The organism is Myxosarcina sp. GI1, from assembly GCF_000756305.1.
In the GTDB taxonomy this organism is placed as follows: domain Bacteria; phylum Cyanobacteriota; class Cyanobacteriia; order Cyanobacteriales; family Xenococcaceae; genus Myxosarcina.
Window position 1 is genome coordinate 25,199 of sequence record NZ_JRFE01000007.1, and the last position, 14,107, is coordinate 39,305.

Here is a 14,107-nt window from a genome sequence, read left to right on the forward strand (position 1 = left end):
GTCTTTTAAACAAATTGTCAATTTCGGCAACGAAGACAGTAATTCCAATCGTTGGATATAATTTGTAGGTTATCGATCGCCTAGAATTTATATATTTATCTATATGTGTCGCTTATTGGGCTATCTCGGTTCTGCCGTTACCTTAGATCGTTTATTTGACAAACCAGAACACTCTCTAATCGTTCAAAGCTATCAACCACGCGAAATGACCGCAGGACTAATGAACGCCGATGGTTTTGGCATTGGTTGGTATCATGCCAGTAAATTAGTTCCGCCCTTTACGTATAAAAATATCTTGCCCATTTGGAATGATATCAATCTATCTCACCTCAACCGCTATGTAGAATCACACTGTGTTTTAGGCTATGTTCGCAGTGCCACTTCTGGGTTATCGGTAGATTTAATTAACTGCCAGCCTTTCACTCACGAAGATTTATTATTCATTCACAATGGCTATATCGATGACTTTAGGAAAACCATGTATCGACCGATACGCAATCATTTGACTGACTTTGCCTATCGCCGTATTGAAGGCACTACCGACTCGGAACACATTTTTGCACTGGTAGTTAGCGAATTAGAATCTAATGAAGGAATGAGTATCGATCGCGCTTTAGAAACTGCAATCGCCAAACTGGTAGAGTTATCTTACGGTGGCGAAATAGAATTTTCTGCCAATGTGGTAATTAGTAACGGCAAAGAACTAACTGCCTGTCGTTATTCCAATCGCCATGCCAGCCCCACACTGTACTATCTCAAATTGCAAGAAGATATTTTATACTCAAATGCAGTAATGATTGTTTCCGAACCCATGTTTGAGGGTAATTGGATTGAATGCCCCGAAAAAAGCATCATTAGTGTAGGAGAAGATCTTGAAGTCAAAGTCAGTTCAATTACGTAAACGAGCGATCTCACGCGATTTAGCTCGATGTCGTCAAAAAACTCTAGATTTAATCGTTCAAACCAACTCGGAAGCTTTTACCAGTCAGGCACATCCCGATTTTAGCCCTATAGGTTGGCATTTCGGACATATTGCCTTTACTGAAGCCTATTGGATTCTCGAATATCTAGGCAATTGTTCGCCTTTGTTTCCCGAATATCGCGTTCTATTTGCAGCAGATGGTTTACCCAAAGCCCAGCGACAAAATTTACCTTCCATTAAAACTATTCGAGATTACCTGTCTATAGTTAGAACTAAAATTTTAGACTATCTCGAAACCTCATCTTTAGATAGTCAAGAACGACTTTGGCAATGGTTAATTCAACATGAAAGCCAGCATAATGAAACTATGGCGTTTCTTCTGCAACTGTATCGCCGCAACCAAAATCTAGTTTCGCAAGTTAATTTTGCCCGAAGTTCGACAGCAGGAACGGAGTCTAGTTTTAATTTAACCGAAATGGTAAGCATACCCGCAGGAGAATTTTGCATGGGTAGTAATGCAATTGAAGCTCAAGATAACGAACGTCCAGCACATAAAGTATATTTAAACTCTTATTGGTTAGACCGCTATCCCGTGACCTGCCGTCAATATCGAGAATTTATTATCTCTGGGGGTTATCAAAATCGTTGCTATTGGTCGGAAACAGGCTGGCAATGGTTGCAAAACAATCCCGTCTGCCAGCCTTTGTATTGGTCGGATGCCGTCGAATGGGATAATCATCCAGTCTGTGGTGTTAGTTACTATGAAGCCGAAGCCTACGCTAACTTTGTTGGCAAAAGGCTGCCTACCGAAGCAGAATGGGAAAAAGCCGCCTGCGGAATTACTACAGTACCTGCAACTTCGCTAAAGTGCAACCACAATAGCTTAATCGGACATACTACTCCAGTTAATGCCTATCCTGAAGGTCAAAGTTCCTGCGGTTGCTACGATATGTTGGGCAATGTCTGGGAATGGACATCTTCCTGGTTTGCTGGCTATTGTGGTTTTAGTAGCTATCCCTACTTTGGATATTCTCGAGCTTATTTCGATAATCAACATCGAGTTCTACGAGGCGGTAGTTGGGCTACATCTCCCTGGACGCTAAGAACTAGCTTTCGTAACTGGTATCATCCCTGGGTCAGACAAATTTTAGTTGGGTTTCGCTGTGCTAGGGATTAATGTACTAGTTTGTTAGTCTGAAACTAGCCGATATTTATGAGAATATTGAACTAATTAAAAGCAAACGCTTAATTCTATACATCTTTTTAATATTTAATCTATGCACCCAGAACAAAAAATAACAGGAGTAGTAAAATCGGGTCATCGAGTAGCATCGGGATCGGGGGAAGATAGCCCTTACGATCGCGGTACTCTTGAAATGCAGCTACCGTTTTTTAAACAGCTAGGACTCGATCTCAGTCCTTATTTTTCTGGTACCTTAAATATCTCGATCGCTCCTCATACTTTTGAGATCGAGCGACCTAAATATACGTTTAAAAACGTTAAGTGGCATCCCAATTATCCAGCAGAAACTTTTTCTTTTTCCCCCTGTCAGATAATTTTTAACGATATTAGCTATTCGGGATTGATTTATTATCCCCATCCCGAAACCAAAATCGGTCATTTTCAAGATGACTCAGTACTAGAAGTAATTGCCCTGCCCATTGCCAATATTGCTTATGGCGATCGAGTGTTAATAGCTGTCAATCCCCAGGAAATTGCCATCTGCTGACAAAATTAATTGAGTTCGGCTGGTATTTGACAGTTATTAGCTGTTGTAGTTGAAGTACCAATAAGTTTTTGCCAGCTATTTATAAGTGGATTAATTTTTTCATCTTGAGTACAATTTTTCCAGTCAGTTTCCTGCTTAAATTGGTTTACTCGAGCGTCAGGATCGTTTTCGTGGGAATCAGTCAAAAACGGAATATTTTCGGTCAAAGTATGTTTGGAACGCTCATTTTTAGGTAAATCTACCATTGATGGCTGTATTTCTGGCTCGAACACGACTTCATCATTATTTCGCATTACCGAAGAATAATAACCATTAGCATCGAGTCCAACAAAATAAACAGTTTTACCGTCAATAGCCTGAAAGATAGTGCCACCAAAAACAGCAGTAGCTGGGAGTATTAAAAGTTCCTCGGGATCTGCCTTAGACTGCCTGAAGTAAAAAAAATCATTATCAGCCTGGTAAATACTGATACAAAATCTTTGGGTTTCAAACGCATATACTTTTGTATAATTAGCTGCAAACTGCGAACAATCTAAATTTTGTTGTGCTACTATCGGCATGCGCCTGTTTTTAGTAGTTTGAACCTCTTGCAAAATGTTGCTAGACGAAGTTGCAGATAAAGGATCTCCTCCAAATATACCGAATAAAGTTGCTAAAACTAACGTCGTTCCCTGCCACCAATAATTCATAGCGATTTTAATAAAATAGAAATAAAGTATATTTAAAAAGTATTATTTTTTATAGAAACACCGAGATAGCTCTGTCAACTACTAGCTAACTTCCTTCAGCAATTTTAACTTTTCAACAAAACGCGACCGCGCCCTGCGCGTTGGCAGAGCCAATTGCGCTCTAAAAATATTGACATCTATCAATATATTAGTTGAGATTTTGCTAAAGGAAACTTTAGCTAGCACTATAGTTGCGAGCTATATTTTCTTATTGGCAATCATCTTATTATTGAAGAGTAAAAAGATAGAGAACGACACGGTCGGGTAAAATAAAATTTGTAATCGCCTGCAAAAACTATTGATGTCTCCTCTCCCCAATCGCCGACCAAAAAAGCTATCTCTCGGTCCTTTAGAAACAGAAATCCTGGAAATAGTTTGGCAGTTAAAAATCGTGACGGTTAAAGAAGTTCACGAACGAATCTTAGCCGATCCCGATCGCGAACTGGCATACACTTCTGTAACTACCGTATTGCGTCGTTTGACTGCTAAAGGCTGGCTCAAGTGTTGCAAAAAAGGAAGAGCTTTTTCATGGCAACCAGTAATATCCCGCGAACAAGCTCAAGCAATAAAATCTTACGAACAATTACATGGTTTCTTGGCAGTAAGCAATCCAGATTTGGTGGCATCTTTTGCCGATAGTCTGGATACGGCTAGTTTAGAACAAATTGAAAACATTGCTTCTCGCCTTAAAGCAATTCGCCGTCAGAGAGAGGAAAATTAGTATGCATCTGGTTGGTATAGTGATGGTATTGGCAATAGCGTGGCAGCTAAGACAACTAAAAGTTCCTTTAGAGTTAAGTTGGCACCAACGCTGGAACCGCTGTCTATTTTTACTACTTTTTCCCCCACTATTACTTTTAAGTACGGCTCTAGCAGTAATCTGCATGGGATTTCAGGGAGAAATGCTTGGTGTTAGAGCTAGCTGGCTGGGATACATAGTGTCATGGGGATTGGTGATTTTTGCTGGCTGTCTGTTACTAAAATCGACATATCATGGTGTCCGCTCGTTGCAACAGCTTAATACTTATCGAAAACAAACTATCGCTGACAAAACGGTGCGAATTCTAACTCTAGATTTGCCATACATTGCTCAAATTGGTTTTTGGAATTCTCAACTAGTAGTTAGTGAAGGATTACTCGAAGCTTTGGATGAAGAACACTTAACTGCTGTCTTTGCCCATGAGGAAGCTCACGCTCACTATCGCGATACATTTTGGTTTTTTTGGTTTGGCTGGCTGCGTTGTATTACGAATTGGTTGCCACAGACAGCATCTTTATGGCAGGAACTGTTGTTGCTTAGAGAATTGAGAGCCGACTACCAAGCAGCAGCAAAAACCAACTCTTTATTATTAGCCGAATCTTTATTGACAGTAGTTAAAGCCCCTTTAGAATCGCCGCAAATGCTGTCGGCACACTTTAGCTATCCCGCTAATTTCAATCGTTTAGAAACAAGAATTGACTTTTTGTTATCCGATGAGTCAATTCCTAAAGCGCATTGGCTTAATTGGAGTTGGCTGGCTTTGCTGTTGTTACCATTTATAACTATTCCCTTACATAGTTAGACGGCTAGAAAAATTACTGGCAAGCTATTGTGACTGAATAGAGCATTGTACTCATGACGCATCTGGGTAACACCAGTTATAACATTGGGAAGTTAATTCAGTAGAAATTCTAGATGTCTATTTGGATTCGTTTTGTGCGTCATCTTGACTGGAACGCGCTACAAAAAACTATTGCTAGCGTTATCGAACAACGGCTGACTGGTCTATCTGCGGAAATGGCTTATCATGCTATGTTGGGGCTATTTCCAGCAATTATTGCAATTGTAATGGCAATTGGCTTGTTTGAATCCTCCGTAGAATTAACTGTTATCCAGCTTGCCACGCATTTTGCCGAGATAGTTCCCAGACAAGTTTGGGAGTTAATTTTAGAATTTGTTCGAGAGGTACAACTTTCAGAAAATACTAGCTGGTTCTCCTTAAGCTCTATTACGGCTATTTGGTTTATTTCTGGCGTATTGAGTGCGGCAATTAATGCCTTAGATCTGATTCATCAAGTTCCAGCAGCATACAAGCGTTCTTTTTGGAAAACTAAATTACTGGCAATCTTGCTGACTATTTGTACCCTGGCATTTACGATCGTTGCCTGCTTTCTGCTTTGGGTAGGAGATTTTTTATTCCAGTTGGCTCTACAGCAAAGTTGGAATCAATTGTTGTTAGTTACTTGGAAAATTTTTAGTGTAATTTCAATTTTAACTGTTTTTGCGATCGCTCTCGGTTTTGTTTATCGCTTTAAAACTAGCCTAAAGGACAAAAAACGCCGATTAAAAGTACATATTGTTAATGCAGTCGTTGTAGTTAGTGCCTTATTAATGCAGTTGGTTTACTCTGCTTGTGTTCTAGTAGAAAACGCCATCGCTTATTCAGAGTTTGAAATCGAGCTTACTATAGTTTCAATTTATTTTTGGCGACTGTTGGGATTTCCCATTGCCTTAAGCCTAGTGGCGATCGCTTTTGGTTTAGTTTATCGCTTTGGTGTCAGCTATCGCCAACCCCATATTCCAATCGTACCAGGAGCAATTATAGCTGCTGGCTTGTGGGCAGTTGTTTCGCTGATGTTTCGGGTTTATGTTACTCATATTGGCATCTACAACAAAATTTATGGAGCAATTGCAACTATTGTTGTCTTAATGCTGTGGCTGTATTTAAGTTCATTAGTCATGCTTATTGGAGAACAGCTAAACGTTACTGTGGGCAAAAAAATGCTCGAAGATTATTCTTAATTTGAATTTAAGAATATTTTTGCTTTTATTCCTCATTGTTTACAGGAGCAAAAACTGTCAACCCTTGGGGTATACATTCAATTTCTATCGGTGTTTCACCAATAATTTCGCCATCGAGAACGACTTTTTGTGGCGGTTTAGCAGCAATTTTGACTTTACGCGATCGCAAATGAACGATATTTTCATGTTCGCGATTGGTTTTGATCAAAGCACTACCGAGCATATTTAGCATTGTAGTCACGGCTTGTAACTTAGTTTCTGCGGTGGCGATAGTAATATCTAATAAACCATCATCCATAACTACTTCACCAATGCCCTGAGCCAAAATTGAGGTAGGAGGTGCGGCGTTGGCAACAGTAATTGCTCCTGCTTCAAAAGTTTTACACTCTCCTTCAACTTCAACTTCAGCCTCAAACAGTTCGTGTTCGTTTAATTGCTGCCAGCCTGCCATGATATAAGCCAGAGATCCCCAACGGTTTTTAGCTTCGCGATCGGCTTTAGCAATTGTTTCGGCTTCATAACCCACTCCCGCCAGTAAAATTAAAGGTTTATCATTACAGTAAGCTGCATCGACGACTCTAGTTTTACCCGCCAAAATAATTTCACAAGCGCGTCGAATTTGGGCGATTTGCTGCGTAATCCCCAATGCCATACCAAAAGCATTAGCGGTACCTCTGGGTATTATTCCTAGAGGGATATCCGTACCAATAACCGCTCCTGCCACAGACGAAACCGTGCCGTCACCACCAGAAGCAATTATTAAATTGGCAGCTTCGGCGATCGCTTTTTTTGCTAGCTGTCGGGGGCTTATTTCAGGGGTGGTCAGGTGAATTTCTAGATGAAGATGGGGTTCGAGCATTTCTTGGATAAAATCTAAATCCTGTTCGGCATTACCATGTCCCGAAGCAGGATTGAAGATTAAATGTGCGACTAAGCTATCAGCAAAACTGCGTACGATTGCCTCAGCAGTGGCTAAATTAGTCGCCATTGCTACTGAATGTAAATTGCAAACCCGCAGCAGTAGCTCGAAATTCGGTTCGTGAGCTTGAACTTTCAGAGGATCGACTAAAAAGATTACCGCTATTACTTCTCCCGAAACTACTCTAGCGGCAATTTGCACGTCTCCTCCTCTAGAACCAGGTTCCATCTGTTCTACTTCTAAATTTGTCGAAGCAGCAATTCTTTGCCCTGTAATTCCCGTAGCTATCGTATGATAGCGAGATAGTAAAGGCTGATGTCGTTGGGTAAAAGCGACCAAATCAGCTTTTTGGCGATCGTGAGCGATAAAAGCAATAGTTCTTGCCATAGTCAAAATAGTAAAGAGACTGAAAAAAAAGAGCGAAAAATTGGTTCGGTTTTAGATACCTCTTTTAACTCTATGCTCTTAGGGGTAATGCGTTAAAATCATCATTACCAGCGTTGTTTTAAAGCTTAATTATAGATTATCGGCAAACTAGCTTTAAATTTGTAGAGCAGACAACTAGACCGCTAGCAACAAACAAGTGAAAGATACTATGGATTTATCAATTAAAGCAGTTCAAGCACCCTACAGAGGTGGTGCTAATTACCGCACTCCCCCCCCAGATTTGCCATCTCTACTATTAAAAGAGCGGATTATTTATCTGGGACTACCTTTAGTATCTCCCGACGAATACAAAGATCAAATTGGGGTTGACGTTACCGAATTAATTATCGCCCAACTGTTATTTTTACAGTTTGACGATCCCGAAAAGCCAATTATGATGTATATCAACTCTACTGGTACTTCTTGGTATGGTGGAGATTCAATTGGATTTGAAACTGAAGCTTTTGCAATTTGCGACACGATAAATTATATCAAGCCTCCCGTTCATACTATCTGTATCGGTCAGGCAATGGGAACGGCGGCGATGATTTTGTCTTCAGGAACAAAGGGGTGTCGTGCGAGTTTGCCTAATGGAACAATTATCTTACATCAGGCACGTCAGGGAGCGCAAGGACAAGCAACCGACATTCAAATTAGAGCCAAAGAAGTATTACAAAACAAACAAGCAGTATTAGAAATTTTTAGCCAAAATACCGGGCAACCAATCGAAAAGCTAGAAAAAGATACTGACAGAATGCTTTACATGACTCCTCAAGAAGCCAAAGAATATGGCTTAATCGATAAAGTTTTGGAAAGTACTTCCGAACTTCCCACTCCCGTTTCTGCAATCACTTAAAGTATTAAAAATTCATTAGGTAAAATCTATGCCAATTGGTATTCCTAAAGTTCCCTATCAAATGCCAGGTCAGCCTTATAGCGACTGGATCAGTATTTACGATCGCCTGTATCGCGAACGAATCATTTTTCTCGGTAGAGGAGTCAATGATGCTTTGGCAAACCAAATTATTGCCATTATGCTGTATCTAGATTCTGACGATCCTGGCAAACCAATTTATCTTTACATCAATTCTCCAGGCGGCTCGGTCACTGCTGGTTTGGCTATTTACGACACCATGCGTCACATCAAATCTGAGGTGGTAACAATTTGTGTTGGATTAGCAGCATCTATGGGGGCTTTTCTACTTGCTGGCGGCACAAAAGGAAAACGCCTCGCTTTGCCCCATTCGAGAATTATGATTCACCAACCTCTAGGTGGCATTCAAGGACGCAGACAGGCTTCAGATATTGAAATTGAAGCTAAAGAAATCTTGCGTATCCGCGACCAACTCAACCGCATGATGGCAGAAAATACAGACCAGCCATTAGAAAAAATTCAAAAAGATACCGATCGCGATTATTTTATGTCGGCACATGAAGCCAAAGAATATGGTTTGATCGATCGGGTAATCGAAGATAAAGTTGCTTAGTAAAGCAAACTTAAAGTTAAAGCGATCGCTCGAAGATTGAGCGATCGCTTTTTTCGCTTAATAATCTCTAGGTCGATCGCCAGGAAACAACCCTGCAATTAGTCCAGAAACTAACGCCAATACAATCGAACCAAATAAGGCGGCAAAAAAACCACCAACTTGAAACCCTGGAGTTAAATATCCTACTATTCCCAAGGTAATGGCGTTGACCACAAACAAAAATAAGCCCAAGGTCAAGATTGTTAGCGGTAAAGTAAATAAAATTAAAATAGGCTTGACTATGGCGTTAACTAAGCCTAAAACTGCCGCGCCAACAACAGCTGCCGTGAAGCTAGTAATCGCCAAACCAGGAACGATCTTCGCCGTTATTAATAAAGAAATAGCAGTTGCCAACCAGGTAAGCAAAAATTGCAGCATTTTCTATCTTTCTTTAGATTAGGTCTTTCTTCCTCTAATCTTAATAGATTTGCGTTAACGATTTTTAGTGGTTTTTTTAGTGCGAAAGTTAACATTGGCACCGCCCGTATGCTGTTCTATCAGTAATAAAGGCGTTGGTTTCGCCATTTGATTCCAACTCATCGAAACAATATGACCTTGAATAGTTGGCTGCCAGTTATCTCGGTCGTCAATGGGACTTAAAAAAGTTTCTACGCATTCGACAATTTGATTTACCGTACTAGATGTAGATTGAGTAGGCAATTTCATCAATTTAACTTGAATGCGAAATAAAACTCGGCGACGGCGTTTACCTTGTATATCAGTTTCATAGGTAATATCAAAAATTTCGTCGATTTTAAAGCCATGTCTGCTAGCTACCCCACCACCAGCGTTTTTTGATAAATTAATTCGCAAAGCGGTACTAATAAACTGTTTGACTTTTACTTTTGCCTGGTTGGTTAAAGCTCCATGAAATGTTGGTTCCTGCATTCGCATTCTAATATAGTCTAGATTGCAGTCTCGCGAATGCACCAAGTCTGGATTTTCTTCCCACTTGCGTATCGTTGCCAGAGCAGTATTCAATCTTTTTTCTAAGCTTTCAATTTTACGCTGCTCGTATGCGATCGCCGCAACCATTTTACGGTTCTTCCATCTGCTATATACGAATAAACCTACCAGACCAACTATTAAACCCAAACTACTAAATGCCCAAAATGGATGAGATAGTAGCTCTGGTTTCAAGGGAATAATTTGTCGGTCAGAAGAATTTTGAGCGACAATCCACTGTTGCTGGTGAGATTTATTCATAGAATATTCGAGAGAACATTACAGCTTATTTAGGCAAATAAGTACTCACTCAGTATGCCCATCTCTCGGAAAATAATAACAGTGGCTAATTAACATAAAAAGATGTTGCCGAATGACAACAATTTAAATAATCTCAGAATTAATTCCAGGCTCTAACTAATGAAGCTATGACTGAGATAGTCGTGTATTCGGCAACATCTAATTTCTTTTATTCTTAGCTCATAAAGAATGCTTTAGTAAGCTCAAAACTGTGTAGTGCGTTTAACGATAACGTTTTTTGCGACGAGCAATTGCTTTGCGCTTACGTTTTTCTATTGGGGTTTCGTAGTGGCGACGACGTTTGATATCGGCAAAGATACCAGCCTTAGATACTTGGCGTTTAAATCGACGTAGTGCAGATTCTATGTTTTCGTTTTGTCCAACAACCACTTGGGTCATTAAAAATCATCCTCCAAATAATTAGTTTCTAGTTATATAGAGACAAGTTTCCTCTAATTATATAATAGCAGCTTCGATTAACTATGCAACGTCAAAGCGATCGCCTAAATTACTCTCTAACTCGAAATTTAATGTAAAAAATGACGAGTACCAGTTAATACCATAGCGATCCCCAACTCGTTAGCTGCCGCGATCGAGTCTTTATCTCTTATCGAACCACCAGGCTGAATTATTGCCGTTATTCCTGCCCGTGCCGCAGTACGTACCGAGTCATCGAAAGGGAAAAACCCGTCGCTGGCTAAAATACCTCCTCTAGCTTTTTCTCCTGCTTGTTTGAGGGCAATATCTACCGAACCAACGCGATTCATTTGCCCCGCCCCAATACCGACAGTAGTGCGATCGCTCGTCACTACAATCGCATTAGATTTAACGTGCTTGACTATTTTTTGAGCGAACAGCATTTCGGCAATTTGTTGGCTAGTAGGCTGTTTGTCGGTAACGATTTGCCAATTATCGGGATTTTCGATTAAATCATCGCTGGCTTGAACCAAAAAACCACCAGCAATTGCTTTAATAATTTGTTTGTTACCCGCAATTAAATCTGGCAGTAGTAAAATTCGCAGTTTGGATTTTGCCTGAAGAATCTTTCTTGCTTCGGCATTACAGTCAGGCGCGACAACGCATTCTAAAAAAGTCTTAGTAAGTGCTTTTGCTGTCGCTGCGTCTATCGATTGATTGAGTGCTACGATACCGCCAAAAGCAGAGACAGAATCAGCATTAAAAGCTTTTTCGTAAGCTGCCGCCAAACTATTGCTAACTGCAGCACCACAAGGATTAGTATGCTTGAGTACTGCGGCGGCTGGTTCTGATTCGGGAAATTCAGCAATAATTCTTCTTGCTGCTTCTAAGTCTACTAAATTGTTGTAGCTCAATTCTTTTCCCTGCAACTTTTCTGCTGCTGCCCAACCCGAAGCTGTACTACCTTCTCGATACCAAGCAGCACCTTGATGGGGATTTTCACCGTAGCGTAAAGTTTGGATTTTTGTACCAGAAAGACTGTATGTGTCGGCTGATTCTTCGGCTTCGTTTAAATTTGCAAAATAAGCCGAAATAGCGCGATCGTAACTATGGGTATGAGCAAAAGCTTTTCCCGCCATTTTTTGTCGAAATTCTAAAGATATATCTCCATTAGAATTATCAATTTCTGCTAGATATTCTGAGTATTGGTTGGGATTACACAATACCGTGAGGTAAGCAAAATTTTTAGCTGCTGCTCTTAATAAAGTAGGTCCACCAATATCAATTTGTTCGATTGCTTCTGCTACTGAAACGTCTGTAGCAATTGTTTGCTCGAAAGGATAGAGGTTTACCACCACTAAATCTATAGGGCGAATACTGTTTGCCTGCATTTCGGCACTGTCTTCAGGCAAATTTTTTCTACCTAAGATACCCCCATGTATGCGAGGATGAAGAGTTTTAACCCTTCCCCCCAAAATTTCTGGCGATCCCGTGTAGTCACTGACTTTGGTAACTTCAATACCAGCTTCCTGTAGAGTTTTTGCCGTACCGCCACTACTAATAATTTCAAAGTCAAGTTTTTCCACTAGCTGGCGAGCTAGTTCTACAATACCAGTTTTATTAGATACGCTAAGTAGGGCAAGACGACTCATAAATTTGCTATTTCCTTATCGAACGAGCATTATCTACCTTATGATATTTCGGTTATTTTTGCTCGGAACTTACAGGCTGTCGCGGATTGTCCCTACCTTCAAACGTAACATAATTTCGTTTTGCTAAATACAATGTGCCTCGATCGATCGACAACGATCGTTTAACAATAAGCAGTAAGCAGTCAACAGTAAACATTGTTCATTAAATCTTGCTCCCTGTTAATTATTGAATGCTTATTTTCTAACGCCAAATAAAGAATCGACGATGTCTTTTTCTTGGCTGAGGAATAAATCTCGATAAATGTTTTCTTTAAGCAATGTTTGTTTGTGCATCTGAACTAACAGTTCTTGCGCTTGTTCTTTAGAAAGTTCTCGCACGCTGTCAGAAAAGATTCTATGGTTGAGTTCTTGTTCCATAGTTAGTTGATTGTCTTGTCTATTCATATCCATGTGAATTCTCCATGTACTTTCAGTAATGAACAACCCTAGTTTAAAGGCTGTTTAATTTACTTTCTGTTACATTGTAAACAATTATTTATAAAGATTGACAAATAGCAGCGTAGTAATAACCGAAAACATTAGACAGGGAAAAGCTTACAAGAAATCAACATAATATAGCGATCGCTAAAAATACAATTTACAATTTTTCCAACGTCAGCGTTTAGAGCTAAATTTCTCAAGACAAGGCTTTGTAAGCATTAACTTAGTTTTTAACGAAGTTGTAATAATTATCTATTCCGCAAAACTTAATAAATAATTTTCCCAAGTCTTGTCTTTCAATTTCATTGCTAAGTCTTCTGCATTATCAACTTTTAATTTTTCAATGTCGAAATACTGCTTAGTAACCCACATTCCACCAGGACTGTCTTTAGTAAATTCCGTATTATGCAAATTGCCTAATATAAATATTCTTACAGGATACCAAGGCTCATTATTTGTGTAGCGTTGAAATCGCTCGAATGCAATTTGTCTTAACTCTTTATCTGAGCGACTATCATTCTTCCAAACCAACTTATATTCGTCTTCAGACTCTAAATCTAGAACAGCCTCAATTTTAGCAATTTGTTCGACACGCTTATTACGATAAGCTCCGAAATATAAGCTTCGACGATGGTTATAAGATCCACCTTTTGTCGGACAAGTATAAATTTTGTAATCTATTACATTGTCAAAAAGTTGACTACAGTTGACGACATCTAATCGATATTTCCAAGACGGTAACAAATTGTTTTCGTCCAGATATTCACCCAAATCTAAGACTGCATCTACTAAGTTTTTTGAAAAGTTGCTCAATTGAATTGATTGAAGAAACTGCTCAAAGCTAACAGGAGCAAAAGAAACATTATAATTTTTAGCTTTTTGAGCAATCTCTAAAAAATCAGGATGATAGGTATTATCTTGCTCAAAATTACCCAAAGCCAGTAATATTTTTTGTCCTTGCTTTTGTTTTAGGGTTTCTAGATGTCTCAAAAGTTGTCCTTTATCAAAATTACTACCGTGTTTCGTTTCGATAAAAATTGAAAAGGGAGCTTGAGTAATTTCTCCATCAGGAACAGAGTCTTTACCCTGCCTTTGTTGCATAAACTGTACCCCTACTGTGCCTGAAAAACTTTCATCTAATAAATTACTCAAGGCTTCAGAAAGAAACTTAGGGTTTTCTTCGTACAATAATTTGAGAATTAGCAAGCAGTGATTTGTCGTCTGATTCTCTTTTTGAGAGTAGGTTGGAAACAAACGAATGTTGCGGCTCATAAAACTAA

16 protein-coding genes are annotated in these 14,107 nt (G+C 39.5%); 8 read left to right on the forward strand and 8 right to left on the reverse strand.

Going from position 1 to position 14,107, the window contains the following annotated elements; all coding sequences use genetic code 11:
* Window positions 1–103: 103 nt before the first annotated feature.
* The 3 genes from egtC (at window position 104) to KV40_RS03565 (ending at window position 2,652) form a co-directional block, all read left to right on the forward strand.
* The gene (gene egtC, locus KV40_RS03555; RefSeq protein ID WP_036478175.1) at window positions 104–901 is read left to right on the forward strand and encodes an ergothioneine biosynthesis protein EgtC; all 798 of its coding nucleotides are present in this window, start codon (window positions 104–106) and stop codon (window positions 899–901) included.
* Window positions 873–2,099, forward strand: coding sequence for an ergothioneine biosynthesis protein EgtB (locus tag KV40_RS03560; protein WP_036478177.1), 1,227 nt, complete (start codon window positions 873–875; stop codon window positions 2,097–2,099). The genes egtC and KV40_RS03560 overlap by 29 nt, the downstream gene beginning before the upstream one ends.
* A gap of 100 nt (window positions 2,100–2,199) precedes the next feature.
* Window positions 2,200–2,652 (forward strand): hypothetical protein, encoded by a 453-nt coding sequence (locus KV40_RS03565; RefSeq protein WP_036478179.1) that lies wholly within the window; start codon window positions 2,200–2,202, stop codon window positions 2,650–2,652.
* A gap of 5 nt (window positions 2,653–2,657) precedes the next feature.
* Here KV40_RS03565 and KV40_RS03570 read toward each other — a convergent pair whose 3' ends face one another.
* A complete protein-coding gene (locus KV40_RS03570; protein WP_036478181.1) occupies window positions 2,658–3,341 on the reverse strand; it encodes a hypothetical protein in 684 nt (227 codons plus the stop codon).
* Between the two features lie 340 nt (window positions 3,342–3,681).
* On the opposite strand from KV40_RS03570, the gene KV40_RS03575 reads away from it, so the two are divergent.
* The 3 genes from KV40_RS03575 to KV40_RS03585 all read left to right on the forward strand — a co-directional run bounded on the left by KV40_RS03575 (window position 3,682) and on the right by KV40_RS03585 (window position 6,162).
* Window positions 3,682–4,101: a BlaI/MecI/CopY family transcriptional regulator gene (locus KV40_RS03575; protein WP_036478182.1), complete on the forward strand. Its 420-nt coding sequence runs from the start codon at window positions 3,682–3,684 to the stop codon at window positions 4,099–4,101.
* Window position 4,102: 1 nt separating this feature from the next.
* Complete coding sequence (locus tag KV40_RS03580) at window positions 4,103–4,942, forward strand: M56 family metallopeptidase (protein WP_036478184.1); 840 nt, start codon at window positions 4,103–4,105, stop codon at window positions 4,940–4,942.
* 113 nt (window positions 4,943–5,055) lie between these two features.
* On the forward strand, window positions 5,056–6,162 hold the full coding sequence (locus KV40_RS03585) for a YihY/virulence factor BrkB family protein (protein WP_036478187.1): 1,107 nt from the start codon (window positions 5,056–5,058) through the stop codon (window positions 6,160–6,162).
* A gap of 25 nt (window positions 6,163–6,187) precedes the next feature.
* Here the strand turns inward: KV40_RS03585 and KV40_RS03590 are convergent, their stop codons facing one another.
* Window positions 6,188–7,468, reverse strand: coding sequence for a methylglyoxal synthase (locus KV40_RS03590; protein WP_036478189.1), 1,281 nt, complete (start codon window positions 7,466–7,468; stop codon window positions 6,188–6,190).
* Between the two features lie 208 nt (window positions 7,469–7,676).
* On the opposite strand from KV40_RS03590, the gene KV40_RS03595 reads away from it, so the two are divergent.
* Together KV40_RS03595 and KV40_RS03600 are read left to right on the forward strand one after the other, a co-directional pair.
* On the forward strand, window positions 7,677–8,363 hold the full coding sequence (locus tag KV40_RS03595; protein ID WP_036478191.1) for an ATP-dependent Clp protease proteolytic subunit: 687 nt from the start codon (window positions 7,677–7,679) through the stop codon (window positions 8,361–8,363).
* Between the two features lie 28 nt (window positions 8,364–8,391).
* Window positions 8,392–8,994, forward strand: coding sequence for an ATP-dependent Clp protease proteolytic subunit (locus KV40_RS03600; RefSeq protein ID WP_036478193.1), 603 nt, complete (start codon window positions 8,392–8,394; stop codon window positions 8,992–8,994).
* Window positions 8,995–9,051: 57 nt separating this feature from the next.
* Here the strand turns inward: KV40_RS03600 and KV40_RS03605 are convergent, their stop codons facing one another.
* The 6 genes from KV40_RS03605 to KV40_RS03630 form a co-directional block, all read right to left on the reverse strand.
* The gene (locus KV40_RS03605) at window positions 9,052–9,411 is read right to left on the reverse strand and encodes a phage holin family protein (RefSeq protein WP_036478195.1); all 360 of its coding nucleotides are present in this window, start codon (window positions 9,409–9,411) and stop codon (window positions 9,052–9,054) included.
* Window positions 9,412–9,465: 54 nt separating this feature from the next.
* Window positions 9,466–10,239 (reverse strand): hypothetical protein, encoded by a 774-nt coding sequence (locus KV40_RS03610; protein ID WP_036478197.1) that lies wholly within the window; start codon window positions 10,237–10,239, stop codon window positions 9,466–9,468.
* 261 nt (window positions 10,240–10,500) lie between these two features.
* The gene (gene rpsU, locus KV40_RS03615; RefSeq protein ID WP_006507325.1) at window positions 10,501–10,677 is read right to left on the reverse strand and encodes a 30S ribosomal protein S21; all 177 of its coding nucleotides are present in this window, start codon (window positions 10,675–10,677) and stop codon (window positions 10,501–10,503) included.
* 128 nt (window positions 10,678–10,805) lie between these two features.
* Window positions 10,806–12,347, reverse strand: a complete 1,542-nt coding sequence (gene purH / locus KV40_RS03620; RefSeq protein WP_036478201.1) for a bifunctional phosphoribosylaminoimidazolecarboxamide formyltransferase/IMP cyclohydrolase — start codon at window positions 12,345–12,347, stop codon at window positions 10,806–10,808.
* A gap of 234 nt (window positions 12,348–12,581) precedes the next feature.
* Window positions 12,582–12,791: an NblA/ycf18 family protein gene (locus tag KV40_RS03625; RefSeq protein ID WP_036478202.1), complete on the reverse strand. Its 210-nt coding sequence runs from the start codon at window positions 12,789–12,791 to the stop codon at window positions 12,582–12,584.
* 288 nt (window positions 12,792–13,079) lie between these two features.
* The gene (locus KV40_RS03630; protein WP_036478204.1) at window positions 13,080–14,099 is read right to left on the reverse strand and encodes a hypothetical protein; all 1,020 of its coding nucleotides are present in this window, start codon (window positions 14,097–14,099) and stop codon (window positions 13,080–13,082) included.
* Window positions 14,100–14,107: the final 8 nt, after the last annotated feature.